The organism is Nocardia sp. NPDC006630, from assembly GCF_040611495.1.
Lineage (GTDB): Bacteria > Actinomycetota > Actinomycetes > Mycobacteriales > Mycobacteriaceae > Nocardia.
The window spans coordinates 24,721-51,642 of the sequence record NZ_JBEXOK010000002.1 but is presented as its reverse complement, the minus strand read 5'-3'; the positions used below and the strand labels follow the sequence as shown (position 1 = coordinate 51,642).

The following is a 26,922-nucleotide window of genomic DNA, read 5'->3' as shown; positions in this document are numbered from 1 at the left end:
CGGGTACCGCCGACGCTTTGTAGGAATGTGCGACAAACCGAGCTCCGGCGTCCAAATGCATTGGTTTATCGCACAAATGGATATGGCGGCAATGTTTCTCACGGTAAACGCGCCGTTGCGATACAACGGGCTCAGCGCAGATGTGATGTGTCGTTCAGCAATCGCAGTGCGGGGTTCCCCGCACTGTAATACGCGACCTCCGAGACCGAGGCTGCCGCCAGCTCCATCCGGAACAGTGAATCGTGCGGTGCGCCCAGCGCCAGCCGGATCAGCGTCCGCAGGGGTGCGATGTGCGAGACGATCAGCACCGTGCGCCCGGCGTGCTGCGCCAGCAGCTTGTCGCGCGAGAGTAGGACACGGCGTGTCACGACCTCGAACGATTCGCCCGTGCCGCCCGGCACCGCCGTCGGGGACTTTCGCCATGCCGCCAGTTCGTCGGGGTAGCGCTTGCGGACCTCGGCGAAGGTGAGGCCTTCCCAGCTGCCGAAATCCGCCTCGCGCAGCCCTTCCTCGACCTGGATCTCCAGGCCGAGTCGCCGCGCTGCCGCCTCGGCGGTCTGGCGGCACCGGCGCAGCGGCGAGGACACCACTGCCTGCACGGTGCCGTGGGTCGCGAGCCTCTGTGCGACGTTCTCTGCTTGCCGTCGCCCGGTCTCGGACAGGGCAGGGTCGGAGCCGCCGCTGCCCGAGAGCCGTTTGCCGGGTGTCAGTGCGGTCTCGCCGTGCCGCAGCAGAACAAGCGTCGTGGGAGTGCCCGGGTCGAGTCCGAGTGTCATACGGCCGGGGTGGCCTTCGTGACGAGGTGGTTGCCGAGCACGAGGTAATCGATCTCGGTGCCGAGGAAGCAGTTCAGCGCGTCGGCCGGGGTGCAGACGATCGGCTCGCCCGCCACATTGAACGAGGTATTGATCAGGCACGGGACGTCGGTCAGTGCGGTGAACCGGCGCAAGAGTTCCGCCAGTCGCGGGGTGTCGCGATCGGTGATCGTCTGCACCCGGGAGGTGCCGTCCACATGGGTCGCACCCGGGATCACGTCGTGGAATTCCGGTCGCACCGGGAAGACGAAAGTCATGTACGGCGAACGGGTTTTGCGGCCCATCTCGAAGACCTTCGACGCGTCCGCCTCCAGCACCAGGGGTGCGAACGGGCGGAACGGTTCCCGGTGTTTGACCCTGGTATTGATGACGTCCTTGATATCGGGGAACGTCGGATTCGCCAGGATGCTGCGGTGTCCCAATGCCCTGGGGCCGTGCTCGAGGCGGCCCTCGAACCAGCCGATGACCACCTTTTCAGTCAGTAGTTTCGACACCTGATCGATGATCTCGGCCTCGATGAGCCTGGTCCAGCCCACGCGATCGCCGAACTCCCGCAGGGCTTGCTCGATCGTCGCGTCGTCGAATTCCGGTCCGAGATAAGGAGTTACGTGTGGTGCGAGCTTCGCCTCGGCGGCGTCGTGATCGAGCCACGCGCGGACCGCTGCGCCGACGACGATGCCGGTATCACTTGCGCCGAAACTCACATCCATATCGTCGAATCTCGAACCCTCGAACAGCGGAGTGTTGTTGAGGCAGTTCAGCGCAACGCCGCCCTCGAACAACAGGTGGTTCAGATCCGACTTGGCTTCCAGCGCCCGGAGCTGGTGGTTCGTGACAACGGCCAGCATCTCCTGCGCCGCGGCGGCCACCCGGGACTTGTACGCGACGGTGTCCTGCGCGGGACCGAAGTACTCCTCGAAGAGCGGCTCGAGGCTGCGCGGATTGTCCGTCTGAAGGGGTCTGTCGAAGGTGTAGCGCCCGTCCTCGTGCAAGTGGACGAAGTGCTCGACGAACGGGTTCGGCGACGGGGGCTCGGCGTATCCGGACAGGCCCATCACCTTGTACTCATCGTTATTGGGCACGAAGCCCAGGAATCGTGTGATCGCGCCGAACAGCAGGCCGATCGAGAATTCCGCGCCGATAGTGGACTCGTCGAAGACGCGGATGCGGCCATCGCGAATCTCGCCCATCAGCGATGAAAACACCTCTGCGCGACCATCACTGATGAGGAACGCGCTGTCCTTCATCCCCGACAGGTAGTAGCCGGTCATCGCGTGCGCGAGGTGGTGTGGAACGAACTCCACCTTGTCCGGATCGGGGGTGAAGCCGGTGCGGGCGGCGAAGTCGGCCAGGATCGCCTCGTGGCTGACGACCTCGGTGAACAGCGTGCCGATACTGTCCAGCAGCGCCATTTTCGCCGAGGCCGGCATCGGCGCGGCGGTGATGTCCTGCACCATCCGGTCCAGAACTTCGGCCGAGAAATTCCAGGGGATGGCAATCAGGTCGATATCGGAGAATTGCACTCCTGCCTGGTCGAGACACCATGTCACCGAGTTGATCGGGAAGGCGGTGGTCTTCTTCTCGCGGTTGAGCCGCTCCTCCTCCACTGCGGCGACCAGCCGGCCGTCCACCAGCAGTGCGGCACCGGCGTCATGGCCGAGGAGGTAGTGCCGATCGGTGCCGACCGCACCGAAATGCTCGGCGAAGACCGCCGAGACACGGGTGAAACCGTTGCAGCCCAAGACAATCATGACAATTTCCTTTCCCGCTACACGGCTTCGACAGGGCAGCGATCGGTGGCCAGTGCTGCGGTGTCGATCCAGGTTCGCTTGTCGGCCAGGAGATCTCGGACGATCTCACCGGCCGCGGGTGCTTGGCACAGACCATGGCCGGAGAACCCTGCCGCGTAGAGGAAGGGGCGGGTGGGATCTCGGCCGATGAATGCCGACCCGTCCGGACTGCCGTCGAAATCTCCGCTCCAGCCGCGCTCGATCCGCGCGCCGGCGAGAGCGGGGTAGGTGGTGCCGAGTTGCTGTGACAGCCGATCGAGCCAGGCCTGCCGTGATTCGCCCGGGCCGGGGCGGCCCATCCCAATGAGGATGCGGTCGTGCCAGGTGCGAATGCGCAGGCTCGAGGGATGCAGGGTCATCGGCAGCGTGGTGAGCGGGGCGGGCGCGTCGGTGAGGAGCAATTCGATCGGATACGTGGTCACGGGGAGTCGGACCCCGGCCATATCGGCTACCGATCGTGACCAGGGGCCCGCCGCGCAGATGATGGTTTCGGCGCGAATGTTGCCCTCTGACGTGCGGACCTGCCCATCGGGGTCGATACCGGTGACGGGGGTTTGCGTGCGCAGCAGCGCGCCGGCATCCCGGGCGGCGGTGGCGTAGCCGTGCACGATCGCGGCGGGATCGCAGGCATAGGCCTCGGGCGACCAGGCCGCCGCCACAATGGTGCGCTCGTCGAGGAGCGGATTGAGTTGCGCCGCTTCGGATGCGGTCACCAGCTCGACGTCCACTCCCGCGGCGTGCTGGGCGGCGCGGTCTTGTCGGAAGTCCGTCACCTGCCGGTCCTCGGTGAACAGCACCAGGAAGCCGACCCGCCGCAGGCCCAGGGTTGTCCCGGTGCGCGCGGCGAGGTCGTGATACGCCGCCAGGCTGCGGACGGCGAGGCTGCCGGTGCGGGCATCGCCGGGAAAGTAGGTGCGCACCACGCCCGCGGTGGATCCGGACGCGCCCGATCCGAGTGCGTCACGCTCCAAAAGCACTGTGCGGACGCCGGACTCGGCGAGATGGCATGCGATCGAGGTGCCGATGACGCCGCCGCCGATGACGAGGGCGTCCGTGCGTTCGGGCAGACCGCTCATGACTGCTGACCCACTTCGGCGGGGCGCTGCTGGCGCAGTCGGTCGCCGGCGTCCCACGGGAACAGGTGCAGGTTCCAGCCGCCCAGGCAGTTGACGTAGAGGGCCAGTTGGCTGACCACGGCCAGGAAATCGTCGCGGTCGAGCTGGTCGAGGCAGGCCAGGAAGCTCTGGGTGAAGGACCACAGGGTTTCCAGACCGCAGTAGCCCAGAAACTCGGCCGGGATGCCGATCAGCAGGCGCGCCATCTGGTGCAGCGAATCCATCGGCATGTCTGCGACGGCGGCCCGGACCAGGCCGCCGTAGGTGGCGTACCCCAGCGGTCGCGTCTCACCGTTGACGAACAGCAGGGTGGGCAGCACTGTGTCGAAACTCCCTGCACCGGAAGGGATTCGCCCCTGGTGCAGATCGACCAGTTCGGCCGGTTCGGACAGCCAGATCCGCTCGGTCTCGGTGTACACATCGTGGATCAGTCGGTTCGCATCGGGATCGGCGGCGGTCAGATGAGGAATGCGGTGGCCGCCCGCCGTGCCCGCCCGGCGGACCTCCGCCAGGATGGGCTGCTTCGTCGAATAGACCGAATCCCAGATCGCCTGGCCCGCTTCGCGCAGCGCGGACATATCTTCCGATCGGATCCGGCCGACCGGAGACGCGGCCATCGGTTCGCTCAATGGGCCGTACTTGATGCCCACATGCTGTAGCGCGGAACAGAATACGGTGCCGTCGGGCGCGTCTCGCCGATCGGCGATTCTGGTCGATGCGGGCAGATGGAGCAGCGAGGGGATCGGCGCCACGTGATACAGGTGGCTGCCCGCCACCAGCGCGTGTCCCTGCAGACTCCGGTAGGGCAGTGCTTCCCACAGCGCATCGGCCAGCTCGCCATTGCGGCCGTCGAGGTCCGCGGTGACGGTGATATCCAAGTCGGGCCAGGCGATTTCGAGCTGCCGAGCGGGCAATGTCTCAGTCACGGTCTTCTCCTTCATGCGGTGAGGTGCTGCTGCTACTGCTGCGCGAAGAAGTCGCGAATGGAATCGGCCTGCCCGGCCATCATGGCGATGATCGTCTCGACGACCTCGGGTTCGGCGTCCTCGGCGATCGTCAGCTCCCGCGACCAATCGAAGAAGCTGCGATTCGGATCATTGGTGATCGGCCGGACGTGAATGGTGGCCAGATAGCGGTCCACGCCCATGGTCGGCACGATGGATCGGTAGGTCTGCGACCGCTCCACCTCATTGCGTCCGGCCACCTCCTGCTGCACCAGGCCGTCGCTGAACACCAGCGTGAAGTTGTACAGCGACGGAACCCGCTCGGGCGCACCGCCTTCGGCCCAGTGCACATCCTTCGCCGCATCGCCGGACACGATCGACACCACCCGCAGGGCGTCGCGGACCACCGCCCAGACCGCATCCGGATCCGCGTCGATGATCGTCGAGTGGTACATCGTGTGCTTGCGCTGGATCGCCACGAGAACTCCTTGTCGGACAAGGGAAATCCCTTGCTTCGTTGCCACTTGTGTCAGAAGTACACAGCGAAGCGGGTGGCGTCAGCCAGGCATGGAAGGCATGAAAACGCCGGTGGACCGGGACCGGCATTTCGTAGACTCCTACGAGAGCTTTTTATGGCAGCGAAGGCCGATTTCGCCTGTGCCGCAATATCAGTGCGTCGGCAGCCGATCGGTGGAGCCCTCGGCAAGTGCTGTTTCCACGTGCGATATGCCCGCCCGGACCACATCGCCGTAGGCGTCCTCGCTCAGTGCGTCGAGTCGTGCGCGCGCCGCGTCCAAATGCCGGTGCGCAGTATCGAATGCGCCCAGACGGCGATAGTTGTCGGCGAGGTTGAGGTGTAGTGACGGGTAGAAGCCGCGGACGGTGAGCGAGGCGTCCAGCCTTTGGGTGCGCTCGTCGGTGAGCGCCTCGGCGGCATCCAATGCGCGAACATCCCACGTGAGCGCGTCGGCCGCATGATCGTGCAGGTCGGCCATGTAGTGCCCCAGGATGCAGCGATGCAACGGATCGCCATCGGCGCCGATCGAATTCCACAGCGCGGCAAGAGCTTCCCGAGCCTGCTCGGTATTTCCTTGCCGCCCAAGGGTTACGGCGTCATCGATGGCGGTCATAGTGGCATCGGTCATGCGGCCACCCTAGGCAGAGGGTCCGACAGATCCGCCGCCACGGGTTTTTCACCAATCTCCTGCCATGGACTCCGGCTGTTAGTGACCAGGGTTGTTTTCACTTTTCCGTGCGATAACAGGGGCCGGATTAACGGACGAATCGTGCGCGATCGTGATCGTATGGGGTGATCTCGAGTCAGAACTGCGTCGCGATGGCGCCGCAGTGGGACGAAAGGGCGCCTGTATGTCGATCGCGGAGTTGCGCAGCCAGATCCTGCGTCGCAAACCCCTGGGCGAGATCGAGGACGATACGCCCGCCGATCAACGGCTGGCCAAACACCTGGGCCTGTGGCAGCTGACCGCGATCGGTGTCGGCGGGATCATCGGGGCGGGGATCTTCTCGCTGGCCGGATCGGTGGCGAACAAGACCGCCGGTCCCGCGGTGCTGATCTCGTTCCTCATCGCCGGACTGGCCAGTGCGTGCGCGGCGCTGTGCTATGCGGAATTCGCGGGCATGGTGCCCAAGGCGGGGTCGGCCTACACGTATGGCTATGTGGCGCTGGGGGAGTTGGGCGGCTGGTTCATCGGATGGGATCTGCTGCTGGAGTACACGGCGGTGTCGGCGGTGGTCGCCATCGGCGTCTCCGGGTACTTCAATTTCCTGCTCGATCAGATGGGACTTACGTTGCCGCACTGGATGCTCGGTGCGTCGGGGACCGGTGACGGGCATGTGGTGGATGTCTTCGCGGTGGTGTTCTGCCTGGGCACGGCGTGGGTGCTCACGCGCGGCATCAAGAGCGTCGGGCGATTCGAAACCTTCTTCGTGGGAGTCAAAGTCGCGGTTGTGCTGCTGATCATCGGACTCGGTGTATTCCATATCAACAGCGCCAATTACACGCCCTACTTCCCGTACGGTCATGCCGCGGTGTGGACCGGCGCTGCGACGGTGTTCTTCGCCGTCTTCGGCTACGACGCCATGAGCACCGCCGCCGAGGAGTCCACCGAGGCGAAAAAGCAACTGCCCAAGGCGATCCTGTATTCACTGGCCATCGCCATGGTGCTCTACGTGCTGGCGACGCTGGTTCTGACCGGCATGCAGAAGTACACCGAGATCAATCCGACCAGCGGCTTCTCCAGCGCCTTCAAATCCGTTGGGCTGCCGGGTATTGCGAATGTGATCGCCGTCGGCGCCATTATCGGTATCGCCACCGTGGTGCTTGCCTTCATGCTGGCGACCACACGCGTCTGGTACGCCATGAGCCGCGACGGCCTGCTGCCCGCCTGGTTCGCCAAGACGCACCCCACCCGGCGGGTGCCGACTCGTGTGACCTGGATCGTGGGCGTCGGGTCGGCGATCCTGGCGGGTCTGCTGCCGATCAATACCGTTGCGGAGCTGACCAATATCGGTATTCTGATGGCCTTCATCGTGGTCAGCATCGCGGTGATGGTGCTGCGCTACACCCGTCCCGAGGAGCCGCGCGAATTCCGGCTGCCGCTCATGCCGGTGGTGCCGGTCGTCGGGATCGGGTTCTCGATCTATCTGATCTGGTCGCTGCCGTGGGAGACCTGGGTGCGGTTCGTGGTGTGGCTGCTGGTCGGGCTGATCGTGTACTTCGGCTATTCGCGCAAGCACTCCAAGCTCGAGCAGTCCGCGGTGCAGGCCGAATGATCAGCGGTTGATTCGCGCCCGGCCGCCCTCACCGGCGATGCGGCCCTTGCGGATCAGCTCGCGCTTGGTGCCGGGCATGAGCGTGACCTGGTCGCTCTCGGTCTCGGCCGGATCGTCCTCGGCGTTCGGGGTCGGATTGGGCCGCACGAACAGCGTGACGGTGGTGCCCTCGGCGAAACCGTTGCGCTTCATCAGCGAGGCCGAGGCGGTGTTGTGGATCTCCACATCGGTCACGATCCGGCGCGCACCGCGCTCGAACAGGGTGTCGCAGCAGGCGGACATGAGCCGCCCGGCGATACCGCGGCCCTGCATATCGGGGGCGACCGCGATCCACTCCAGATAGGCCCAGTCATCGCGCAGCTCGAACTCCATCGAACCGAGGACGAATCCCACCACCCGATCGGAGTCCACCGCGACCCAGCAGGAGCGGCCGGCGCTGTCGAGATGCTCGGCCACCGAGGTGAGCGACCAGGACGTGTAGGGCTTGGTGGAGGTGTCGAACACCTCGTAGCCGAGATCGAGTACCTGTCGTAGATGTCCGAGTCCCATGGGGACGATGGCTATGGCCGGTTCCATACCCGACAGTTTGCCAGGTAGATGCTGCCGCGACCCGGTGCGGCCCGGACCGGGTCCTAGGCGCCTTTGCGAGCCTGCTTGGCCGGAGCCTTCTTCGCCGCCTTCTTGGCAGTCTTCTTCGCCGGTGCGGCGGCCTTCGCCGCTTTGGGAGCATCCCCGCTCTTGGCGGTACCCCGCCCCGACGCTTCCAGACTCCGCTGCAGCGCCGCGACCAGGTCCACGACCTCGGCGTCCATCTCGGGCGCAGCCGCTTCCGGTGCGCGCGTGACCTTACTGCTACCGCTGGCAATGGCCTCGTCGAGCAGCTTCTTCAGCTCGATCTGGTATTCGTCGACGTAGAGGCCCGGATCGAAATCATCCGACAGCGTATCGACGAGCGTCTCGGCCATCTGCAGCTCCTGCGGCCGCGGATCCGCCACCCCGTCGAGCTTGTCGAAGGCCACCGACCGCACCTCATCGGGCCACAGCATGGCCTGCAGGACGAGCACGCCGTCGCGGACTCGCAGCGCCCCCAGCCGGGTCTTCTGGCGCAGCGTGAAGTGCACCAGCGCGATCCGATCGGTCTGCTCGAGCGTTTTCGCCAGCAGCACATAGGCTTTCGGCGTACTGGAATCGGGTTCCAGGAAATAACTCTTATCGAAGAAGATCGGATCGATCTGCTCGGCGGGCACGAATTGCAACACCGGTATTTCATGCTTTTCCGCCGCGGGCAGCTTCGCGAAATCCTCATCGGTGAGAATCACCCGATCACCGTCCGGTGATTCGTACGCCTTATCGATATCCGCGAACTGCACCGGCTGCCCGTCCACCGTGCACACCCGCTCGTACCGAATCCGCCCCCCATCAGCGGCATGCACCTGATGGAACTTGATGTCATGGTCCTCCGTGGCCGTATAGACCTTCACGGGGACATTGACCAACCCGAACGCGATGGAGCCCTTCCAAATGGACCGCATGGTCCGATCGTACTTCGGACGGGCTCTCCAGGCGGTTAACGCACCGCCGACCTGGGGTTTCGGGTGGCCGACTGCACCGGGTCGGCGCCCTCCCACGCGACCGTCGCGATGAGTTCGGGGGTCGCCGTTGGTAGGTACCTGTAACCGAATCAGAAGGGTGCGCGCCATGCGAACAGTGATCGAATATGTCCTGGCCTCGGCGGATGGGGTCATCGAAGACCCCGTCGGAATGGGAGTGGCCGAGTATCAGGACGACGCGTATCTACGGGACGGTCTGGGCCTGCTGGCGGCCTGCGATGCGATCCTGTTCGGGCGCGCCACCTACGAGGCGTTCGCGCAGTTGTACGACGGACGCGCGGACCACAAGCCGATGTGGGCCGACCGGCTCACGACGATCCCGAAGTACGTGTTCAGCTCGACGCTGGCGAGGGCCGGCTGGAACAACACGGTCATCGTTCGAGGCGAAGCCGTCGCCGAGGTGGCCCGTCTCAAACAACAAGACGGCGGCAGCCTCCTGGTTCTCGGCCACGGCCGGTTCGGGGAGAGCCTGCTGCGGGAGGGGCTGATCGACGTCATCGACCTCACCGTCTTCCCCTTCATCGCCGGTGCGGGCAAGCAGTTCTTCCGGCAAGGGCAGGGCGCCAAGATGACCCTCGCAGGCGTCAAGACCTTCTCGCAGATCGTCAAGCTGACCTACGAGCTTCCGCCTCCCGAAGTGAATCACCTTGCGGCGCAACGGATAGGGGGATTGAGTCAGCGCTGATCGATCGGTGCGGGCAACAAGGCTCGCGTGCGTTGTAGCCGTAGTGGCTGCGAAACTGATGGCACTGGAGTCGAATTCGATACAGTCTGGCTGTGACAGACGGCGATCGGCACGGTGCTATCCGAGATTTCGGCGGTCTGGCCGGTCGCGCTCCGCGGTTGATTGTGCGCCCCGCTTCTGTTGTCGAGGTCGCTGCGCTTGTTCGGGATGCCGCGACCACGTCCACCGAGGTGGTCGCGCGCGGTTGTGGGCATTCCTCACGGGGTGAGTCGTTGACCGATGGTGTCGCAGTGGACATGCGCGGTATGGCGACAGTGCACGAGTTGAGTGCGACCCACATCGTCGTGGGCGCGGGCGCAACGTGGCGTGGAGTGCTCGAGGCCACGCTGCCGTGCGGGCGTATGCCACCGGTGCTGCCTGACTATCTCGATCTGACCGTCGGCGGGACGCTGTCAGCGGCCGGTATCGGCGGTGCTTCCCATATTCACGGCACACAGGCCGCCAATGTTATTGAGCTCGAGGCGGTTACGGCCAGGGGTGAGATCCTCACCTGTTCGCCGACACACCGCTCTCAGCTTTTCGACGCCTTGCGTTCGGGGATGGGACGCCACGGCATCATCACCACAGCGACCCTGCGGTTGATCGCTGCGCCGGAGCGCGTGCTCTCGTGCCGCGCGCAGTACGCCTCCGCGGCGGAACTCATTGCCGCACAGGAAAAGATCGGTGCTGATCATCTCTCCGGTCAGGTGAAGTCGTCGGTGTTCGAGCTCAAAGCCGTGGTGTACGACCAGAGTCGTCCGCCTCGTGGTCTGTGCTCGATCGATGTCGAGGAACTCACGTTCGTCGAATTCGCTGATCGCCTGCGTCCGGACGTGGACAAGATGATCGAGGTGGGGGAGTGGGATCGTCCGCATCCGTGGGGGCAGGTCATCGTTCCCGCCGTGCACGCCGCGGCGTTCATCGAGCAGACCCTGTCCGGCACCACGGAGGCCGATATCGGTCTCAGCGGCGTCATCCTGATCAAACGCTTTTCCCCTGGACCGGTGCCGATGCTCCGAGCCCCGTCCGACGCGGTCCTTTTCGCGCTTCTGCGTACAGCCTCACCGGGCAGCAAGACCGCAGCGCAGATGGTGCTGGCCAATGAACAGCTCTACGACCGCGCGCACCTGGTCGGTGGTGTGCCGTACCCACCAATTCCCGAAGTCACGTCAGCGATCTAGCCGTCCGCGATCAGCTCGCGTCCAGCACGCTCGCCGGGACGCCGTAGGGCAGAAATCGGACGCGGCGGCGATCGTCGGTATTGTCGCGATGCGCGCGCAAGGCCTCGAGTTCGTTCGGGAAAACCTGGTCGACGCGGGCCTCGCCGTCGTCGCCGATGGTGAAGATCGCCCACACGCCGCTGCCGGTCTCGCCGGTGGTCGCGCCCTCCGGTTTCGGCGGGCGGGTGCGTTCGGGCTGTACGAACTGACCGAGCAGCGACGCCAGGGGATTGCTGCCCGCCCGGTCGATGTACTCCCCGGCCTTTCCGATCAGGTCTCGAATATCGATCCCCGCCTCTCGCAGCGCACGTTCGAAATCTTCCGGATCGATCCCGAAAGGCCCATTGGTTGCCATCGCATCTGCTCCTGAAGAAGAATCGAGTGCTACGCACCCAGTCTCCTCGCGCAATCCCGACTCCGCTACGTCGATCCGGGACACGGCAGTCGGGTGACCGCCGAGCAAACCGCCATCCGAGCTGAGGTCGTAGGGTTGGATGGTATGACGCTCGAGGAGGTTGCGGCGGAGCTCTATGGGGTGCCACCCGCGGAGTTCGTGGCGGTGCGCACCGAGCGGGCGCGGCAGGCGCGCGACGACGGGGACCGGGTGCTGGCGGCCGCGATCGGTAAGTTGCGGCGGCCGACCGTGCCGGCCTGGGCGGTGAATCTGCTGGTCCGGGCCGCACCCGAAGATATTCGTGCCCTGCTCGACCTCGGCGATGCACTGCGCGAGGCCCAGCGCCGGTTGTCGGGCGAGCAGCTGCGCACGCTCACCACCCAGCGGCAACAGCTGCTCAGCACTCTCACGCGGAAGGCCGCGGATCTGGCCGCCGTGCACGGCCCGCGCCCCGGCGAAGCGGTGCTGCGGGACGTCGGCAGCACCCTGCAGGCGGCTCTCGCCGATCCGGAGGTCGCCGACCTGGTTCGCGCCGGAACCCTCACTGCCGCAGCCAGTTACGACGGCTTCGGCCCCGCCGGTCTGGTCGCTGTCCCCGCTGCCCAGCCCAGTACATCAGGCGGCACCGATTCGGAAAAGCCCGAAGCGCAACGCAATCGGCAATCCACAGCCGATTCTCGCCGAATCGGCGACTCCCCGCGTGCCGCGAAGCCCGCCCACGACCCGCACGCGCAGGCACGCCGCGAACTCGAACAAACCCTCGCCGATCTCGAATCCGCCCGCACCGCACTGACTTCCGCCCAATCCGACCACGACACCGCGGCCGCCGACCTGACCGAGCGTGAATCCCGCATCACCGCTCTGCGCGCCGAACTGGCCCATGCCGAGGACCAGCGCCGTTTCACGGCCGCCACCGAACGTGCCACCCGTGAAGCCCTACGCCGCGCCCGCCAGCATCTGGAGGGTCTGGAGCGCCGTGCGGAGCAGACCCGAAAGAGATTGCCCGCCAACTGAGTCCGCATCGAGGCGATCGTTTCCGGGCCGGGCTGTCTTTTAAGGAAACCACCCGGTCCCTGTTAAGCCGCCACCCCTACCGTCGGGGAGCTGTGTTCCCGAAGGGGGAAGGTTCCGGTGGTAGATATCGATGCGCACAGCGCATCTGTCGCGGTGCGATGTCCACGGACTGCGGACGACGCGTCCGAGTTGCTATCGGTAGCTGTTGAAGCAGAGCCGGACTCTTCGGGGGAAGATCCGGCTCCGCAACCGAACGGGGAATCCGAGGCGGAATCCTGGCATCTGCCGACCCGCGTCGGATTCCGCTTCGGCGTCGTCTACTTCGGCCTGTTCGGCCTGGCGGGTGTGCTCGGCCTGCTACCGATCCTCCTGGCGGGCTTGGGTATCCGGTCGGGCTGGACTTCGGTGCTGAATATCCTGCACCTCGCGCGTCCGCCGATCGAGTGGACTGCCACCCATGTGCTGGGTCTGCACGTGGTCAGTGTGCAGGTGGGCAGTGACAGCGCATTCCAGTGGACTGCACTGTTTCTCCTGGTGGTCGTCGCCGCGGCGGCGACGGTGGTGTGGTCGGTGCTGGATCGGCGGCGGCCGCGGTACACCCGCCTGTTCGCGTGGGCTCAGCTGTATCTGCGGTTCGTCCTGGCCATCGCGATGTTCTATTTCGGGATGGCCAAGGCGATTCCGACGCAGATGCCGGTCGTGCTGAACCGGCTGGTGGAGCCCTTCGGCAATTTCAGCCCGGAGGGTGTGCTGTGGTCGCAGGTCAGTGTGTCGCAGCCGTACGAAATCCTGCTCGGCGCAGCGGAATTGCTGGCCGGCGTGCTGCTGCTGGTGCCGCGCGCGACGGCGGCGGGTGCGCTGCTGTGCGCGGTGGATATGACCCAGGTGTTCCTGCTGAACATGACCTACGACGTCCGCCTGAAGACGGTGTCCTCACAGTTCCTGCTGCTGAGCCTGTTCCTGCTCGCACCCCGCGCGCGCCGGGTGCTGGCGGTGCTGTTCTCCGATCGGGCCGCGCCGGCGCTTCGATCGGTGCCCCTGTTCGACTCCGGACGGGCCAATCGGATCGCGCTGGTGGCGCAGCTGGTGGTGGGTCTGAGTGTGCTCGCCGTGACCGGTGCGCAGAACCTGCGGCAGTGGGCGCACCCCACCCCCGAGCTGTACGGCATCTATCAGGTTGTCGGCTTCTCATCGGAGGGTTATGCCCGCGATCCGCTGCTCACCGACGAATTGCGCTGGCGCCGAATCGTTGTCGACCGTCCCTTCCACGTCTCCGACCCGGTGGTGCTCACCATTCAGCACATGGACGACTCCTTCGAGGAGTACGGCGGCGCCATCGATCCCAAGCGCCACTTCATCGACCTGCACAACCGCATCGCCCTGGGCACCTACGCGGAAACTCCGGTCCGAGTCCGCCTCACCTACTGGTGGCCCGGCCCCGGCCAGCTGATCGTCGACGCCGACGACTATGCGGGCCACCGCATCCACGCCCGCTTCACCCAGCTTGACCCGAAATCCTTCCCCCTGGTGGACCGCGGTTTCAGCTGGGTCCAGGAGCAGCCCTACAACCGTTGAGCAGCACTAGGTTTCGTACTCGTACCCCGAGCGATCGCCGCGGGCGGACACGGCCGTGACAACTGCCGCGAGCAGAATCATGATCGCCGAAACCAGCAGGGCCACTTCGAGACCCCGATGGAATGCGGCGTAGGTGGCGGTGATGACCTGGTCGACTATCGGCCCGTACGCCGCCGAGGCCGAGGAATCCCCACCCGCGGGCACCTGGCCGGTCTTGATGGCATCGATCACGATCGATTGGAAGTTCGCGGGAATGCCCAGTTGATTGAGCCGGGACACCAGATCGACATTGAGGAACGAATTCACCAGCGAGCCCAGGGCGGCCACGCCCACCACCGCGCCGACCTGGCGCATGGTGTTGGTGGCGGCCGCCGCCATCCCCGAATGCTCGGGTGGCACCCCGGACAGCACCGCCGACGTCAAAGGCACCACCGCAATACCGAAGCCGAGCCCGGCGAGCGTCAGCGACAGCATCAGCGGAACGAATTCCGGTGTCACACCGAGCACTTGGCGGGTGAGCAGGATGCCGGCCGCGCCGAGTACGCAGCCGGTGATCATCGGTGTACGCGAACCGCGCAGTGCCACCCAGAATCCCGCGAACAAGGCACCCACGATAATGGCGACCGCCATGGGCGCGAAGACCGCTGCCGTGCGCCAGCCCGAATACCCGGACACCTCTTGCAGATACAGCGCCGTGAAGAAGAAAATCGAGAAGATCCCGAAGTAGACGGCGAATGCCACGATCAGGGCGCTGCGCACCATCGGGCGCTTCAGGTAGTGGAAATCGAACATGGGATTGCGCGCTCGCGTCTCGGCGACGAGGAACACCGCCAATGCGATACCGCCGATCACGAACAGCGTCACCACCGATACCGCGCCGTACCCGACCTCCTCGCCGGAGATGCCCGCGTAGATCACGGACGCGAGAAAGACTGTGCCCGAGATGAATCCGGCGATATCGACCGGGCCGGGTTGCGGGTCGGCCGATTCCGGCACGTACCGTAGCGCGGCGACCAGCACCACCACGCCGACGGCGAGATTGAACCAGAACACCGATCGCCAGCCGTAGGCCCCGACCAGCACACCGCCGATCACCGGTCCCAGCGCCAGTGCGAGTCCGGAGACTGCCGCCCACGCACCCAGCGCCCGGGCGCGTTCGCGCCGCTCGGGAAAGATGTGCCGGATGACCGACAGTGTGCCGGGTTCCGACGCCGCCGCACCCACTCCCATGACTGCGCGGCCCACAATGAGCATCGTGACTCCGGTGGCGAGCGCCGAAACCACCGATCCCGCAGCGAAAACCGCCAATCCCGCGATCATCACCCGCTTGCGTCCCCAGCGGTCGCCCAGCGATCCGGCGGTCAGCATCAGGCTCGCGAACACCAGCGTGTACGCATTGACCACCCACTGCAGCGAGACCACACCCGCGTGCAGATCCGATTGGATATCGCCGAGCGTGACGCTGACGACGGTGGTGTCGAGAAAGGTCACGAACAGCACCGCGGTGACGGTGGCCAGTGCGATGCCCGGCCGCTGCGCCGTACCGGCCGTCATTGCTCCGGTGGCGCGCATATCAGCTGGTCGGCGTGGTCGACGCGCTGCAGGGCGCGGGCGGTTTGCCCTGTGTCTCGAGCGTGAGCAGCGCGCAGAACGTTGTGGCCGACACCTTCCACGCGCCATCGGCCCGCACCGCATTGCCCGGCTGATCCTGCAGGGCGGGCGTGCCGTTCAGCGAGACGGTGTACACCACATTCGCCTTGTCGGCCCCGGCGGCGGTCACGCTGGACACGGTCGCCTTGGTGCCCTTGGCAATCGGTGAATCCACTTGCGCCCGAATGGTATCGGCGAAACTCTGGCCGTTCTCGAGCACCGCGATCTTCTGGTCGGCGGGTGTGGAGCCGTCGAAGAAGCGCTGATAGGCGTCCGTGACGGCCTGCGTCAGCGCGGCGTCGGTACCGGGGACGGCCGAGGTCGGGTGCGAGGTCTCCGGTTCTTTGGCCGATACGCCGCATCCGGTGAGTACCGCCGCGATAAGCGCGCATCCCACAAGGGATTTCGATACGAGCATACGATTCGACATGCCTTGTCCTCCTAAGCGACAGACCGGCATGGATAGCAGAAATCAAGATTACGCGCCCGGACCGACCGGCGGGCACGTATTCGCGGCCACTCCCGCGCGGTGCAATTCCGTCAGCAGGGAGGGCGATATCCGGGCGCACCGCGGCGACCGCCCGACGGCGCTGCGACGCGGCCCCCGGACATGCCGAGGGCGGAGCGCCCGTCACCGAGCACTCCGCCCTCGGCGGAATATCAGGCCCAGCTGAAACCGCGCTCACGTTCGCGCGGTGTCGCGAGATGCGAGCCGTGCGCGGTGCCGGTCATAGCGCCCGCGCTCATGGCGCTCGCGCCCCCGCCCATTGCGCCCGCGCCCGCCATTGCCGGAGCCTTCGCCGCAGGCATGCCGGTCGAGGCAGGCCTCGGCGTCCCGCTGCCGCCGCCGCGTCCGCCGCGGGTGACCATGGCGGCGAGACCGCCTGCCGCAGCGGCGATTACGAGGCCGATGGGCAGTGCCCACCATTTCTTGTTGTCGCTGCCGCCCGAGCTGGTATCCGCGGCGGTTCCGGAGGATTGCTCCGGGGTAGCCACCGATGCTCCGGGAGGGGCTCCCGGCGCCGAGACATCGAGTCCGCTCAGCTGCGCGGCGATCTCGGGCGGGACGGTGACGAAGCCGTCCGCCTGACTCCAGCGAATATCGACCGGAGTGCCGTTCTGCCCGCGGAAGGTCTGGCTGTAGACGCCGTTCGCGAGCGTGGTGTCACTGGCCGGAGCGCCGAGCGCCCCGTCGGTCGCGTGCAGATGCGACCACGCCGTCCGGATCGGTCCTCGCACCAGCCAGGCGCCGTTCTGCGGACTCCACTCGATGGTGGCTCCATCGGCCGCCGAGAACTCGCTGAATCGGGCGGTGCCCGCCACCGGTGCGTCCGATTCGTCATTGGTCGGATAACCGATGCCCGCATCCGCGCCGCCCAGGGCGAGATACTTGTCGAGAATCGCGCCGTACATCACCTTCGCGCCGGTCTCCGGCGAGTAGACGATCTTTCCGCCGCTGTAATCCTGCGCCGCGCCATCCGACCCGAATGCGTATACGCCGCCGATCTTTTCGCCGAGTGGCGAGGACGCGCCGCCTTTCTCGTCGTAATGCGCATTGATCGCCGCGTCCGCACCGGCAGGCTGTGCCGAGGCCGTCGGGGCGAGCAGCACACCGGCACACGAGGCGGCGAACAAGCCGAGCGCCGCCGCGGTCCTGGTGATCGATCCTTTCCAGCGTTTCATCGAAGAGCTCCTCACGAGAGTCGTCCGAGAATCAGCGGATATTGCTCGTCTTGGGTTTCGTCACGAATCCGATCACCGCGGCGACCACGGCGCCGACCACGCCGCCACCGCCGACCTGCGCGAGGATCTGACCGAAGTCCAATCCACTACCGGTGGCAGCCTGGATGATCGCGCCCGTGATGCCGCCGCCGATCGCTCCGGCGCCACCGCTGACAGCGGGACCGAACGGGCTCTTGGTGCCGCCGATCCCACCTCCGATCACGCCGCCGAGCAGACCCAGTAGCCATTCCATGATTCCTCCTGGTGCATGAAGGGGATGTGCCTACCGTGCTATGAATTCGCGCCTGTCCCAGGCATTCCGGTGCCGAAGCGGTCGGTGCGAACGGTGTCGGAGACCTCCTGCTCATGGCCTCTCATCAGCCGCTCCTGCTCGCGCAGTACAGCATTCGGATCCGAGCGTCCGGTGGTCATGGGCGCATCGGGTCCGGGCTGGATCCGGCCGCGCCCGGCAGGGTCGGCGCCTGCTCGCCGGCGGTCGGCGCCGTAGTGCGCGAGCAATTCCTGTTCGGCGCGCGGCTCGATGCGGCCGTCGTGGTCCAGGTGGGGTGCGGAATCGACCTGCGACTTCATGGCCGGTACCCGCAGTGTGGTGTCGGCGGCTCGATATTCGGCGCCCATGAGCGGCACCAGCGAATGTTCACCGAACATCCCGGTGGATACCACCGCCCAGGTCGGCTCACCCGAATCATCGTCCACGTAGAAATTCTCGACCCGGCCGATCTGCTCGCCGGCGGTGTCGTACATCGTGCAACCGATCAATGAATCCAGCGTTGTTTTCGCCACGATCTCTCCTCGGTGTCGGGAAATGATCTGCACAAAACTTGCTGCGACTTAGCTGATACCCAACCCGATGTTGCTCAAACTGGCAAGCCCAAGGCCGGAGCGATCAGCTCGCGGGCATCGTGCAGGATCTGCTCGTAATCCTCACGATGGAACTCGTAGGGCAGCTCCAGGCGCAGCTCAGCGGTATGGGCCAGCACCGGATCGGCCCGCAGCCGCTCGATGATCTCCTCGGAAGTGCCGACCAGATCCGGGGCGAACAGAATGCGCCGTTCCCCCTGGGGCGCGAGGGTTCGCTCGTGCCGGGAGGCCGCGTATCGGCGGTAGCGCTCGCGGGTGGCGCGGTCCGCACTGTCGAACGGAACGATCACCCGTCCCACCGCGACCCGCGCCGGGCGGGCCGGATCGACGAGCCGGCGGTACTCCTCGATCAAGGTCAGCTGCGCGGTGCCGAAGTCGTCGGTGTGCTCACCGGTCACAATATTGCCGCTGAGCAGGTTGAGCCCGTTCTTCCCGGCCCAGCGCACCGAGCGGCCACTGCCGCCGCCGTACCAGAGCCGGTCGACCAGCCCGGGATTGTGCGGCTGCAGCCGGGGCCGCTGGGTATTGCCGGGGGAGTGGATCACCGCATCCGCAGCGCCGAGATAGTCGCCGCGCAGATTGTCGATCAGTCGTTCGATCCGCCCGTGCGACAGATCGTAGGTGCGCCAGTCACCGTCGAAGACCAGGCTCCCGATCAGCTCCGCATGCGGCGGCGTGCCCGCGCTGAAGCCCGGTTGCAACCGGCCCCGGGACAGCACATCGGCCATCGACAGATCCTCGGCCAGCCGGAACGGGCTCTCGTAGCCGATCGGAATCACGGCCGTGCCCAATTCGATTCGGCTGGTGCGCTGCGCGGCCGCGGCCAGGAAGACCGCCGCCGATCCGACACCGTGTTCGAGATGCCGCTGCCGGATCCAGGCCCCGCCGAAGCCGAGCCGCTCGCCGTATTCGAACAGCTGCAGCGTGTCCTCGAGCCCGCTGTACGGATCGTCGTCGGGATAGTTTCCCGGGGTCAGGAACGACAGATTGCTGATCTGCACCGTCACGAGATCTGCTCGCCCGCTTGGATTTCGGCCCGCCGCTGCGTCGTCATACCAGCATCCAACCGGATCGAGCTGCGGCCGAACAGGATTGCGATCACCGCGAACCCAATCGACCGGCGCAATTGCGATCACCGCGATTTCCACGGTGTGGAAACGATATTGCCCGGCGTCGTCGGCATTTCGCACAGTGGATCGACATTGTGATCACCGATCCGGGAAAGGCGTGCACTCGTGCCGGCGAATATTCGAGTAGCCCGATGACCATTCGCCCGCGGGAGGTGGCCGCACCGGGCTCGCTGCGGCCGCTGCTGTTCACCGTCTATGTCCCCGCCTCGGCATATGGCGTAGGAATGGGAGCCGCCGCGCCGGTCATGACGCTGACCGCACTCGACCTGGGTGCGTCACCGGCCGTGGCGGGCCTGACCGTCGCCCTGGTCGGACTCGGGCAGGTGCTCGGCGATATTCCCGCGGGCCAGGTGGTTTCCCGGCTCGGCGAACGGATGTCGATTGTCGCCGCGTGCACCGCGGGTGTGATCGGGGTACTGCTGTGCCTGTTCGCCCCGGCCGTGCCGATCCTGTGCGCGGGACTGACGATCGTCGGATTGTCCAATGCGATATGGGGTCTCGCCCGAATGAGCTATCTGTCCGAGGTGGTGCCCTTCGAGCGCAGAGCACGGGCGATGGCGCTGTTCGGCGGCGCCATGCGGCTGGGCTTCTTCCTCGGCCCGATCCTCGGCGCGGCCGCGATCACCGGTTTCGGCGCGCGCGGCGGATTCATCGTCCAGCTGGTCGCCATCGTGATCGCCGGATACCTGATGGCCCGCCTGCCGGACCCGCAGTCCACGCCGGCCGGTGCGGTGCCGCAGACGCCGCTGTCGCTGATCGCCATCGGCCGGGCCCATCACACCCTGCTGCTCACCCTGGGCGCCGGATCGCTGCTCATGGGCGCCGCGCGGGCCTCCCGCGATGCGGTGCTGCCGCTGTGGGCCGACCATCTGGGCGTCAGCGCCGCCACCGCGAGCCTCATCTACGGCATCGGCGCCGGGCTGGATGTCGTGTGTTCGTATCCGGCGGGGCATGTGATGGATCGCTATGGCAGGCGGTTCATCGCCGTGCCGTCGCTGGTCATTCTCGCGCTCGGCTATTTCGCTGTGCCACTGACCTATTCGGCCTTCACCCTCGGCGCAGCCGCGGTGATCATGGGTATCGGCAATGGCATCGGCAACGGTGTCATCATGACGATCGGCGCCGATATCGCCCCGGCCGCCACGCGTGCCGAATTCCTCGCGGCGTGGCGGCTCACGCACGACGGCGGCTACTTCGTCGGACCGCTCGCGGTCAGCGGGCTGGCGGCCGTCGGACCGCTGGCCGGCGCGGTCCTGACCATCGGTGCGGTCTCGGTTCTGGGCGCTGTCGTGATGGGGCGCTACATCCCCGTGTACATTCCCTGGCCCAGGCCGGGCGCCAGAAGATCCGTGAAAGGCGCAGTCTGAGAAAGGGTCTCAACTACCGGGCGTGTAGCGGGGGCCGACGAGGGCCAGCGCGGTGTCCACCGCGATATCGATGATCTCGGTGATATCGCGGCCTTCCTCGACGGTGGAGGCGATGAGTTCCCGGAAGCCGCCGTAGAGGATGGTCGCCATCTGACGGGAAGGCGGGTGCAGGTTGGGCTGCTCGAATTCTGGTGTGGTGGTGAGAGTTTGGATGAGATCGATGAACGCTTCGGCGGCGGCGCGGTGCAGTTCGCGCGCGCTCTCGCCGAGGGACGGGGTATCGCGAATCCAGGCGAGGGTGATGGTGGTATCGGCCTGCGAGGCGTGGATCCAGGCCTCGATGGCTTGGCGCACCTGGGTGCGCCACGCCGCATTCGGGTCGACCGCCTCGTAGATCTGCTGGATCGTCTCGTTGTTCCGCTCGGTGAGCAGGGCGATGAAACAGTCCTGCTTACTGGTGAAGTGCTCGTAGAAGGTGCGGCGGGAGGTGCGGGCATTGCGGACCACATCGGCCACCGTCGCATCCTGGTAACCGCGCGCGCGGACGGCATCGGCCATCGCATCGAGCAGGCGCCGCCGGAATCCGGATTCCGGCGTGCCCTCGGCGGCGGTGGGTGCGAGCTCGGCGCGTGTCACGAGAGTCAGATTAGCGACCTCCTCAGGCCGTCACCTGTTCCGGATCGCGATCATCGGGTGCGAAGCCGGTGATCGGTGGCGCGGCTGCGGTGGACCGGGCGGTGAAACGGAGAACGCCGTCCTCGATCCGCCCGTGCCGGAGGGTGAGGACGTCCTGGGCGTAGTTCATGCCCAGCCGCCACGGCGCCCGGGATCCGGCCTTGGGGAATTGGTCGAGGGCCCGCAGGACGTATCCGGCCTGGAAGTCCAGCAGCGGTGTTTCGGTGACCGCCGGGTCCGGCCACGGTGTGCAGTGGTCGTAGCCGTGGGCGTCCATATGCCGCAGCAGACGGCAGACGAATTCCCCGACCAGGTCTGCCTTCAATGTCCACGACGCATTGGTATAGCCGATGGTGAAGGCGAAATTGGGTACGCCGCCGAGCATCATTCCCTTGTAGGCCATGGTTTCCGGCGGTGTGATCGTGCGGCCGTCGACCGCGAGCTCGATCGCGCCGAGGGCCAGCAACCGCAGACCGGTCGCGGTGACCACGATGTCCGCCGGTAGTTCGGCGCCGGATGCCAGGCGAATGCCGCCGGGGGTGAAGCGGTCGATATGGTCGGTCACCACCGAGGCGTCACCGGCACGCAGCGATCGGAAGAGGTCCGCATCGGGAACCAGGCACAGCCGCTGATCCCACGGACCGTAGGCGGGATTGAAATGGGTGTCGACGTCATAGCCCTCGGGCAGCTGTTTGACCGTCTGGGTGCGGATGAACTTCCGCATCATCTCCGGCCGGCGCTGACTGAGCTGATAGATCAGCGTGCTGATCGCGACGTTCTTCCACCGGGTGATGGCATAGGCCCGTCGCGGCCCGAGCAATGCCCGAAGCCTGGTCGCCACAACGTCTTCGGTGGGCGCGGACAGGATGTAGGTCGGCGACCGCTGCAGCATCGTCACGTGTGCCGCGGTCTCGGCCATGGCCGGAACCATGGTGACCGCGGTCGCGCCGCTGCCGATCACGACGACGCGCTTACCGGCGTAGTCCAGGTCCGCGGGCCACTGCTGCGGATGCACGATCTGTCCCCGGAACTCTTCCGCGCCTGCGAAATCGGGGGTGTAACCCTGGTCGTAGCGGTAGTAGCCGCTGCACAGGTACAGGAAGTGGCAGGTCAGTTCCGAGGTGGTGCCGTCATGCTCGACCTGCACCGTCCAGCGTGCCTCGGGAGAGGACCAGGCGGCGCGAATCACCTTATGCCCGAACCGTATTCGTCGATCGATACCGGCGTCGGCGGCGGTATCACGAATATAGCGCAGGATCGACGGCCCGTCGGCGATCGCCTCGGCCGCGGTCCACGGCCGGAAACGGTAACCGAGCGTGGCCATATCGGAGTCCGACCGCACACCCGGATAGCGGAACAGATCCCAGGTACCGCCGATCCGCTCGCGCGCCTCGAGGATCGCATAGGTCCGGTCGGGAAATGCCGACTGCAGATGGTGCGCCGCGCCGATGCCGGACAGCCCGGCCCCGACGATCAGCACATCGACATGGTCGGTCATGCGTTCGCCTCCGTCTTGTCGCGGGTGCGCAGCCGCCGCTCCAGCATCGAGATGATGTCGTAGTAGTGGGTGGGGGACACCCGCGCGAGCGCGTCGAAGACGTAGGCGTCCGGACCGACGAGAATGCGCGCCTTACCGCGTTCGACTCCGCGACAGATGATTTCGGCCGCCTTCTCCGGTGAGGTGAGGGTGACGGCCTCGAACTCCGCGGCCATCTGCTCGCGGCTGCGCCCCCGGCCGATGCGGCGCAACCATTCATCGTCCTCGGGGACCGAGTCGAGCACCGAGGAGGACACCGCCACGCCGGCATTGTTGAACACCGCCTCCAGCGGAGCGGTCAGCCATTCGCGGACCTCGCCGGCGAAGGCGAGCTGATCGCCGGCATCGCGCACATCGAGCACCCGCAGCAGCACCGGACCCTGCAGTCCGGCCGCGGTCTGCTTCAAGCCCGTCTCATCGATATCGGCGATCGCCACGGGAGAGCCACGGCGGGAAAGCAATTGGGCGAGGCCCCGGCCGATTCCGGAGGCGGCGCCGGTGATCATGACGGGGTGGCCGGACAGTGGTCTAGCGGTCATACCGTCACCTGGCCGGACTGTGTCGCCGCGGCTGTGCTGGGTGCGGGAGTGCGGCGGCGCACCACCGCGCGCCCCATTTTCGCCGGTACCAGTGCGACACCGCGGAAGTGGGTGCGTTCATCGGGCGCATCGGTCGGCTCGAGGGTGAAATCCCGGAGCAGCGTGCGCAAGACGATATTCATCTCCATGGTGGCGAACGCCGCGCCGATGCACCGGCGGGCGCCGCCGCCGAATGGGATCCAGCTGAAGGTCCCCGGCCGCACCCCGACAAAACGGTCCGGATCGAAGGCCCGGGCATTCGGGAAGAGCTCCTCGTTATCGTGCATCAGCCGGATGCTGACCACGATGTTCTGCCCCTTCGGCAGTGTCCACCGGCCCAGCTGCAGCGTGTCCGCGCGCACCTTGCGCCCGGTCGAGTCGATGACCGGACGTACCCGCTGCACCTCCAGCAGCGTGGCTTCACGCAGTTCGGAGCCACCGGCGTCGATCTCGGATACCAAGCGGCGCAATAGCTCCGGATGCCTGCGCAGTCGCTCCACCGTCCAGGCCAGGGTGGTCGCCGTGGTCTCGTGACCGGCGGTGAGCAGCGTCAGCAGTTCGTCGGCGATATCGCTGTGACTCATGGCGGAGCCGTCGTCGTAGCGGGCCTGCAGCATCATGGCGAGCACGTCATCGCGCTCGGCGAGGTCGTCGGCGGCGGCCGCGCGGTCGATGAGACGGCCGACGATCTCGTCGTAACTGCGGCGGTGCGCCGCGAATCGAGCCCAGGGGCCGTACTGCCCGAGGAACTTCCGCGGTACCGGCAGCGCCGCCAGCGCCGAGCCGATGAGCACCAATTTCGGTAGCAGCTCACGCAATTGGTCGAATTCCGCGCCCTCGGCGCCGAACACCGCGCGCAGGATCACGTTCAGCGTGATCCGCATCATCGGGTCCATGGTCGCGAATTCGCGCCCGGACGGCCACGAGGCCATCTCGCGCACCGTCTCCTCCTCGATGAGCGTCTCGTACACCGCGAGCCGGCGGCCGTGGAACGGCGGCGCGAGCAGCTTGCGCTGTTTGCGGTGCTCCTCGCCGACGAGGGAGAACAGCGATCCGGGGCCGAGGAACTGCCCGAGGTTGACATCGATATTGTCGACCAGTTCCGTGCTCGCGGTGAACAGCGTCTTCACCTCGGCCGGTTCCGAAAGCACCACTGTGCGACCGAATCTGGGTAGCTGCACGGTGAACGCGGAGCCGTAGCGCTCGTGCATGCCCCGCCATGCGCGGGTGCGCCCGGTCAAGATTCTCAAGCCCTGTACGAAGCCCGGCGTGGTCGGTCCCTCGGGCATTCTGACGGCGGTCATACGCCAACTCCCTGCGTTGGTACTCCGATGTACCAACATGACGGTACATTCACGTACCAGCAGTGGCAAGGGTCACGCTCGCGGCGTCCACAGGCATCGCCTGTGGACGCCATCGATTCTTTCTGTTTCCGCTCGATCGCCACGGCGACCACGATGGTGAGGGGCCCATTCCGGCCCGAAACCCGTGGAAGGACAAGACGATTACTGCTCTCACGACTCGTGATCTCGAAGGCAAGGTGGCCCTGGTGATCGGCGGCACCCGCAACCAGGGCGCGGCCTTCGCCGACAATATCGCCGCCCGCGGGGCCACCACGGTGATCAGCTACACCAATGACGATGCCGCCGCCAAGGAGACGCTCACGGCATTGGAGAAGCATGGTGTGGTCGTGGAGGCCGTCCGCTCGGACGCGCGCCGCTCCGATGATGTGAACGCGCTGTTCGAAGGTGTGGTGGCGCGGCACGGCCACCTCGATATCGTGGTGCACACGCCCGGCGCCGTGATCAAGAAGCCGCTCGCCGATTTCACCGACGCGGACTTCGATCACCTCATCGATCTCAATACCCGCAGCGCGTTCAATACCCTGCGCGCCACCGCGCGCCACATTGCGGACAACGGCCGCTACGTCGTGCTGTCCACGACGCTGACCTCGGTGATGACCGGCCCGTACGGCCTCTACTCCGGCTCCAAAGCCGCCGTCGAGCGCATGGTGCTCGCGCTCGCCAAGGAGATCGGCGGACGCGGCGTCACTGTCAATGCCGTCGCTCCCGGACCGGTCGACGACTCCTTCTATCGCGGCGCCGAAACGCCCGAGTCGATGGCCGCGGCATCGCAGCACAGCCCGCGCGGGCGGCTCGGCCTGCCCGAAGATATTGCGCCGGTGGTCGGTTGGCTGATCAGTGCGGAGGCCGGCTGGGTGTCCGGGCAGACGGTGCGCGCGAACGGCGCCATGTTCTGACTCGAATGGACGGCGCGCGGGTCGATATTGTCGGCGGGTGATCGACAATATCGAGCTGCGGCACCTGCGTTCGTTCCTGGCGGTGGCCCGGGCCTCCAGCATCACCGAAGCCGCTGTCACCCAGCACATTACGCAGCAGAGCCTGTCGGCACATATTCAGCAGCTCGAACGCGCGCTCGGCGTGACGCTGCTGGTTCGGACCTCGCGGGGCATCAGCCTGACGGCTGCCGGTGCTGAATTGGCTTCCGGCGCACCGGATCTGCTGGCCGATCTCGGTGAGCTGGCGCGCCGGGTCCGCGCCACCGTCGCCGGTTCGGTGCGGCGGCTGCGCGTGGTGTCGGCCGCCTATACGATCACGCTGTTCGCGGTGGAGGTCGCCAAGGCGATGGAAGCCGCCGATCCCGGTCTCGAAATTCAGGTCGCCACCGCACTGCGCCCGATCGAGGCCATGCAGCGCCTGCACGCGGGCGCCTCGGACGCCGCGATCCTCTGGCTGCCGACCGGTGACCCCCGCCTACTGAGCGAGCCGATTCGAGAGGACCCCCGCGTCGTCCTGCTCGCGGAAGGCCATCGACTGGCCGGCCGCGAATCGGTCACCCTGGCCGATCTCGCGGACGACCCGGTGATCATCGTCGATGCCTTCGCCTCACCCGAGGCACTGAGCCACCGGATTGTCGATCCGCGCCCCGACGGCCGCCCGGCCGTCCGCGGTCCGGTGGTGCCCACGCTGGAGGACTGCCAGGCCCAATTGCGCCGCGGCCATGGCGTCTGGTTCGCACCCCGGCAGATGGCCGAATGGGCACTGTGCCCGGGCGTAGCCCTGGTCCCCATCGCCGATATAGCGCCGACCCCCCTCGCGGTCGTGTGGCCGCAGTCCACCCCTCGTGATCTCATCGACGTCCTGATCGCCGCCGCCCGGGCATCCGCGAACACACAATTCGAACGATCTTGATTCAACGCGTGTCCGGCGGCGGGTAGCGCCGCAGTCCCTCCGCGAGCTGTTCGGCCATGTGTTCCAGCTGGTCGGGGGTGAGGTGCTTGCCGAACATCGCAGCCTTGAGCAGCCGCCGGCGCACCTCGCTGATCTGCAGGTGAGCGACGACGGTCGGGTCGAGTTCTGGCACGGT

General features: G+C 66.4%; 28 protein-coding genes. 8 read left to right on the top strand and 20 right to left on the bottom strand.

Annotation, left to right across the window (positions count from 1 at the left end):
- Nucleotides 1–131: 131 nt before the first annotated feature.
- The 6 genes from ABZX86_RS04480 to ABZX86_RS04455 form a co-directional block, all read right to left on the bottom strand.
- Nucleotides 132–776: a histidine phosphatase family protein gene (locus ABZX86_RS04480; protein WP_355119991.1), complete on the bottom strand. Its 645-nt coding sequence runs from the start codon at nucleotides 774–776 to the stop codon at nucleotides 132–134.
- Nucleotides 773–2,566: a carbamoyltransferase C-terminal domain-containing protein gene (locus ABZX86_RS04475; RefSeq protein ID WP_355119989.1), complete on the bottom strand. Its 1,794-nt coding sequence runs from the start codon at nucleotides 2,564–2,566 to the stop codon at nucleotides 773–775. Before ABZX86_RS04475 ends, ABZX86_RS04480 begins: the two co-directional genes overlap by 4 nt.
- Before the next feature lie 17 nt (nucleotides 2,567–2,583).
- Nucleotides 2,584–3,681 carry an FAD-dependent oxidoreductase gene (locus ABZX86_RS04470; protein ID WP_355119987.1) on the bottom strand — a complete coding sequence of 366 codons (1,098 nt, stop codon included), beginning with the start codon at nucleotides 3,679–3,681 and terminating at the stop codon, nucleotides 2,584–2,586.
- Entirely contained in the window at nucleotides 3,678–4,646 is a 969-nt protein-coding gene (locus ABZX86_RS04465) for a hypothetical protein (protein ID WP_355119984.1), read from the bottom strand. Before ABZX86_RS04465 ends, ABZX86_RS04470 begins: the two co-directional genes overlap by 4 nt.
- 32 nt (nucleotides 4,647–4,678) lie before the next feature.
- Nucleotides 4,679–5,143 (bottom strand): SRPBCC family protein, encoded by a 465-nt coding sequence (locus tag ABZX86_RS04460; protein WP_355119983.1) that lies wholly within the window; start codon nucleotides 5,141–5,143, stop codon nucleotides 4,679–4,681.
- Between the two features lie 189 nt (nucleotides 5,144–5,332).
- On the bottom strand, nucleotides 5,333–5,809 hold the full coding sequence (locus ABZX86_RS04455; protein WP_355119981.1) for a hypothetical protein: 477 nt from the start codon (nucleotides 5,807–5,809) through the stop codon (nucleotides 5,333–5,335).
- Between the two features lie 223 nt (nucleotides 5,810–6,032).
- Here ABZX86_RS04455 and ABZX86_RS04450 point away from each other — a divergent pair, with 223 nt between their 5' ends.
- Entirely contained in the window at nucleotides 6,033–7,457 is a 1,425-nt protein-coding gene (locus ABZX86_RS04450; protein ID WP_355119979.1) for an amino acid permease, read from the top strand.
- On the opposite strand, the gene ABZX86_RS04445 is transcribed toward ABZX86_RS04450, so the two are convergent.
- Together ABZX86_RS04445 and ABZX86_RS04440 are read right to left on the bottom strand one after the other, a co-directional pair.
- Entirely contained in the window at nucleotides 7,458–8,033 is a 576-nt protein-coding gene (locus ABZX86_RS04445) for a GNAT family N-acetyltransferase (RefSeq protein ID WP_327145834.1), read from the bottom strand.
- A gap of 56 nt (nucleotides 8,034–8,089) precedes the next feature.
- Nucleotides 8,090–8,989 (bottom strand): Ku protein, encoded by a 900-nt coding sequence (locus ABZX86_RS04440; RefSeq protein WP_355119977.1) that lies wholly within the window; start codon nucleotides 8,987–8,989, stop codon nucleotides 8,090–8,092.
- A 166-nt stretch (nucleotides 8,990–9,155) separates the two neighbouring features.
- Here ABZX86_RS04440 and ABZX86_RS04435 point away from each other — a divergent pair, with 166 nt between their 5' ends.
- Nucleotides 9,156–9,752, top strand: coding sequence for a dihydrofolate reductase family protein (locus ABZX86_RS04435; protein ID WP_355119975.1), 597 nt, complete (start codon nucleotides 9,156–9,158; stop codon nucleotides 9,750–9,752).
- Between the two features lie 92 nt (nucleotides 9,753–9,844).
- Nucleotides 9,845–10,972: an FAD-binding protein gene (locus ABZX86_RS04430; protein ID WP_355119973.1), complete on the top strand. Its 1,128-nt coding sequence runs from the start codon at nucleotides 9,845–9,847 to the stop codon at nucleotides 10,970–10,972.
- A 10-nt stretch (nucleotides 10,973–10,982) separates the two neighbouring features.
- On the opposite strand, the gene ABZX86_RS04425 is transcribed toward ABZX86_RS04430, so the two are convergent.
- On the bottom strand, nucleotides 10,983–11,366 hold the full coding sequence (locus ABZX86_RS04425; RefSeq protein WP_355119971.1) for a hypothetical protein: 384 nt from the start codon (nucleotides 11,364–11,366) through the stop codon (nucleotides 10,983–10,985).
- A gap of 144 nt (nucleotides 11,367–11,510) precedes the next feature.
- On the opposite strand from ABZX86_RS04425, the gene ABZX86_RS04420 reads away from it, so the two are divergent.
- The gene (locus ABZX86_RS04420; protein ID WP_355119969.1) at nucleotides 11,511–12,419 is read left to right on the top strand and encodes a hypothetical protein; all 909 of its coding nucleotides are present in this window, start codon (nucleotides 11,511–11,513) and stop codon (nucleotides 12,417–12,419) included.
- 282 nt (nucleotides 12,420–12,701) lie between these two features.
- On the top strand, nucleotides 12,702–13,994 hold the full coding sequence (locus ABZX86_RS04415; RefSeq protein ID WP_355121248.1) for a DoxX family protein: 1,293 nt from the start codon (nucleotides 12,702–12,704) through the stop codon (nucleotides 13,992–13,994).
- A 6-nt stretch (nucleotides 13,995–14,000) separates the two neighbouring features.
- On the opposite strand, the gene ABZX86_RS04410 is transcribed toward ABZX86_RS04415, so the two are convergent.
- From ABZX86_RS04410 to ABZX86_RS04385, 6 genes are all read right to left on the bottom strand, one after another.
- Nucleotides 14,001–15,548 carry an MFS transporter gene (locus tag ABZX86_RS04410; RefSeq protein WP_355119967.1) on the bottom strand — a complete coding sequence of 516 codons (1,548 nt, stop codon included), beginning with the start codon at nucleotides 15,546–15,548 and terminating at the stop codon, nucleotides 14,001–14,003.
- 19 nt (nucleotides 15,549–15,567) lie between these two features.
- Nucleotides 15,568–16,074, bottom strand: coding sequence for a hypothetical protein (locus ABZX86_RS04405; RefSeq protein ID WP_355119965.1), 507 nt, complete (start codon nucleotides 16,072–16,074; stop codon nucleotides 15,568–15,570).
- 230 nt (nucleotides 16,075–16,304) lie between these two features.
- A complete protein-coding gene (locus tag ABZX86_RS04400) occupies nucleotides 16,305–17,327 on the bottom strand; it encodes a hypothetical protein (RefSeq protein WP_355119963.1) in 1,023 nt (340 codons plus the stop codon).
- A gap of 31 nt (nucleotides 17,328–17,358) precedes the next feature.
- Nucleotides 17,359–17,619: a hypothetical protein gene (locus ABZX86_RS04395; RefSeq protein ID WP_355119961.1), complete on the bottom strand. Its 261-nt coding sequence runs from the start codon at nucleotides 17,617–17,619 to the stop codon at nucleotides 17,359–17,361.
- A 38-nt stretch (nucleotides 17,620–17,657) separates the two neighbouring features.
- Nucleotides 17,658–18,170 (bottom strand): PRC-barrel domain-containing protein, encoded by a 513-nt coding sequence (locus tag ABZX86_RS04390; protein ID WP_355119959.1) that lies wholly within the window; start codon nucleotides 18,168–18,170, stop codon nucleotides 17,658–17,660.
- Nucleotides 18,171–18,244: 74 nt separating this feature from the next.
- Nucleotides 18,245–19,255, bottom strand: a complete 1,011-nt coding sequence (locus tag ABZX86_RS04385) for an LLM class flavin-dependent oxidoreductase (protein ID WP_355119957.1) — start codon at nucleotides 19,253–19,255, stop codon at nucleotides 18,245–18,247.
- Between the two features lie 254 nt (nucleotides 19,256–19,509).
- On the opposite strand from ABZX86_RS04385, the gene ABZX86_RS04380 reads away from it, so the two are divergent.
- Nucleotides 19,510–20,745, top strand: a complete 1,236-nt coding sequence (locus tag ABZX86_RS04380; RefSeq protein ID WP_355119955.1) for an MFS transporter — start codon at nucleotides 19,510–19,512, stop codon at nucleotides 20,743–20,745.
- 9 nt (nucleotides 20,746–20,754) lie between these two features.
- On the opposite strand, the gene ABZX86_RS04375 is transcribed toward ABZX86_RS04380, so the two are convergent.
- Genes ABZX86_RS04375 through ABZX86_RS04360 form a run of 4 tightly spaced genes read right to left on the bottom strand, consistent with a single transcriptional unit; the run spans nucleotide 20,755 to nucleotide 24,839 of the window.
- A complete protein-coding gene (locus ABZX86_RS04375) occupies nucleotides 20,755–21,381 on the bottom strand; it encodes a TetR/AcrR family transcriptional regulator (RefSeq protein WP_355119953.1) in 627 nt (208 codons plus the stop codon).
- A gap of 22 nt (nucleotides 21,382–21,403) precedes the next feature.
- Nucleotides 21,404–22,918 carry an NAD(P)/FAD-dependent oxidoreductase gene (locus tag ABZX86_RS04370; RefSeq protein ID WP_355119952.1) on the bottom strand — a complete coding sequence of 505 codons (1,515 nt, stop codon included), beginning with the start codon at nucleotides 22,916–22,918 and terminating at the stop codon, nucleotides 21,404–21,406.
- Nucleotides 22,915–23,496, bottom strand: coding sequence for an SDR family NAD(P)-dependent oxidoreductase (locus ABZX86_RS04365; RefSeq protein ID WP_355119950.1), 582 nt, complete (start codon nucleotides 23,494–23,496; stop codon nucleotides 22,915–22,917). Before ABZX86_RS04365 ends, ABZX86_RS04370 begins: the two co-directional genes overlap by 4 nt.
- Nucleotides 23,493–24,839, bottom strand: coding sequence for a cytochrome P450 (locus ABZX86_RS04360; protein WP_355119948.1), 1,347 nt, complete (start codon nucleotides 24,837–24,839; stop codon nucleotides 23,493–23,495). Before ABZX86_RS04360 ends, ABZX86_RS04365 begins: the two co-directional genes overlap by 4 nt.
- A gap of 62 nt (nucleotides 24,840–24,901) precedes the next feature.
- On the opposite strand from ABZX86_RS04360, the gene ABZX86_RS04355 reads away from it, so the two are divergent.
- The gene (locus ABZX86_RS04355; protein WP_355119946.1) at nucleotides 24,902–25,795 is read left to right on the top strand and encodes an SDR family oxidoreductase; all 894 of its coding nucleotides are present in this window, start codon (nucleotides 24,902–24,904) and stop codon (nucleotides 25,793–25,795) included.
- Nucleotides 25,796–25,832: 37 nt separating this feature from the next.
- Nucleotides 25,833–26,747, top strand: coding sequence for a LysR family transcriptional regulator (locus ABZX86_RS04350; protein ID WP_355119944.1), 915 nt, complete (start codon nucleotides 25,833–25,835; stop codon nucleotides 26,745–26,747).
- A 1-nt stretch (nucleotide 26,748) separates the two neighbouring features.
- Here ABZX86_RS04350 and ABZX86_RS04345 read toward each other — a convergent pair whose 3' ends face one another.
- On the bottom strand, nucleotides 26,749–26,919 hold the full coding sequence (locus tag ABZX86_RS04345; RefSeq protein ID WP_355119942.1) for a DUF6374 family protein: 171 nt from the start codon (nucleotides 26,917–26,919) through the stop codon (nucleotides 26,749–26,751).
- Between the last annotated feature and the right edge of the window lie 3 nt (nucleotides 26,920–26,922).

Bases quoted from the DNA above. Each gene is read 5' to 3' on its own strand.
- ABZX86_RS04480 (WP_355119991.1), bottom strand. From the start codon at position 776: ATGACACTCGGACTCGACCCGGGCACTCCCACGACGCTTGTTCTGCTG.
- ABZX86_RS04475 (WP_355119989.1), bottom strand. From the start codon at position 2,566: ATGATTGTCTTGGGCTGCAACGGTTTCACCCGTGTCTCGGCGGTCTTC.
- ABZX86_RS04470 (WP_355119987.1), bottom strand. From the start codon at position 3,681: ATGAGCGGTCTGCCCGAACGCACGGACGCCCTCGTCATCGGCGGCGGC.
- ABZX86_RS04455 (WP_355119981.1), bottom strand. From the start codon at position 5,809: ATGACCGATGCCACTATGACCGCCATCGATGACGCCGTAACCCTTGGG.
- ABZX86_RS04450 (WP_355119979.1), top strand. From the start codon at position 6,033: ATGTCGATCGCGGAGTTGCGCAGCCAGATCCTGCGTCGCAAACCCCTG.
- ABZX86_RS04445 (WP_327145834.1), bottom strand. From the start codon at position 8,033: ATGGAACCGGCCATAGCCATCGTCCCCATGGGACTCGGACATCTACGA.
- ABZX86_RS04440 (WP_355119977.1), bottom strand. From the start codon at position 8,989: ATGCGGTCCATTTGGAAGGGCTCCATCGCGTTCGGGTTGGTCAATGTC.
- ABZX86_RS04435 (WP_355119975.1), top strand. From the start codon at position 9,156: ATGCGAACAGTGATCGAATATGTCCTGGCCTCGGCGGATGGGGTCATC.
- ABZX86_RS04425 (WP_355119971.1), bottom strand. From the start codon at position 11,366: ATGGCAACCAATGGGCCTTTCGGGATCGATCCGGAAGATTTCGAACGT.
- ABZX86_RS04420 (WP_355119969.1), top strand. From the start codon at position 11,511: ATGACGCTCGAGGAGGTTGCGGCGGAGCTCTATGGGGTGCCACCCGCG.
- ABZX86_RS04410 (WP_355119967.1), bottom strand. From the start codon at position 15,548: ATGACGGCCGGTACGGCGCAGCGGCCGGGCATCGCACTGGCCACCGTC.
- ABZX86_RS04405 (WP_355119965.1), bottom strand. From the start codon at position 16,074: ATGTCGAATCGTATGCTCGTATCGAAATCCCTTGTGGGATGCGCGCTT.
- ABZX86_RS04400 (WP_355119963.1), bottom strand. From the start codon at position 17,327: ATGAAACGCTGGAAAGGATCGATCACCAGGACCGCGGCGGCGCTCGGC.
- ABZX86_RS04395 (WP_355119961.1), bottom strand. From the start codon at position 17,619: ATGGAATGGCTACTGGGTCTGCTCGGCGGCGTGATCGGAGGTGGGATC.
- ABZX86_RS04380 (WP_355119955.1), top strand. From the start codon at position 19,510: ATGACCATTCGCCCGCGGGAGGTGGCCGCACCGGGCTCGCTGCGGCCG.
- ABZX86_RS04370 (WP_355119952.1), bottom strand. From the start codon at position 22,918: ATGACCGACCATGTCGATGTGCTGATCGTCGGGGCCGGGCTGTCCGGC.
- ABZX86_RS04365 (WP_355119950.1), bottom strand. From the start codon at position 23,496: ATGACCGCTAGACCACTGTCCGGCCACCCCGTCATGATCACCGGCGCC.
- ABZX86_RS04360 (WP_355119948.1), bottom strand. From the start codon at position 24,839: ATGACCGCCGTCAGAATGCCCGAGGGACCGACCACGCCGGGCTTCGTA.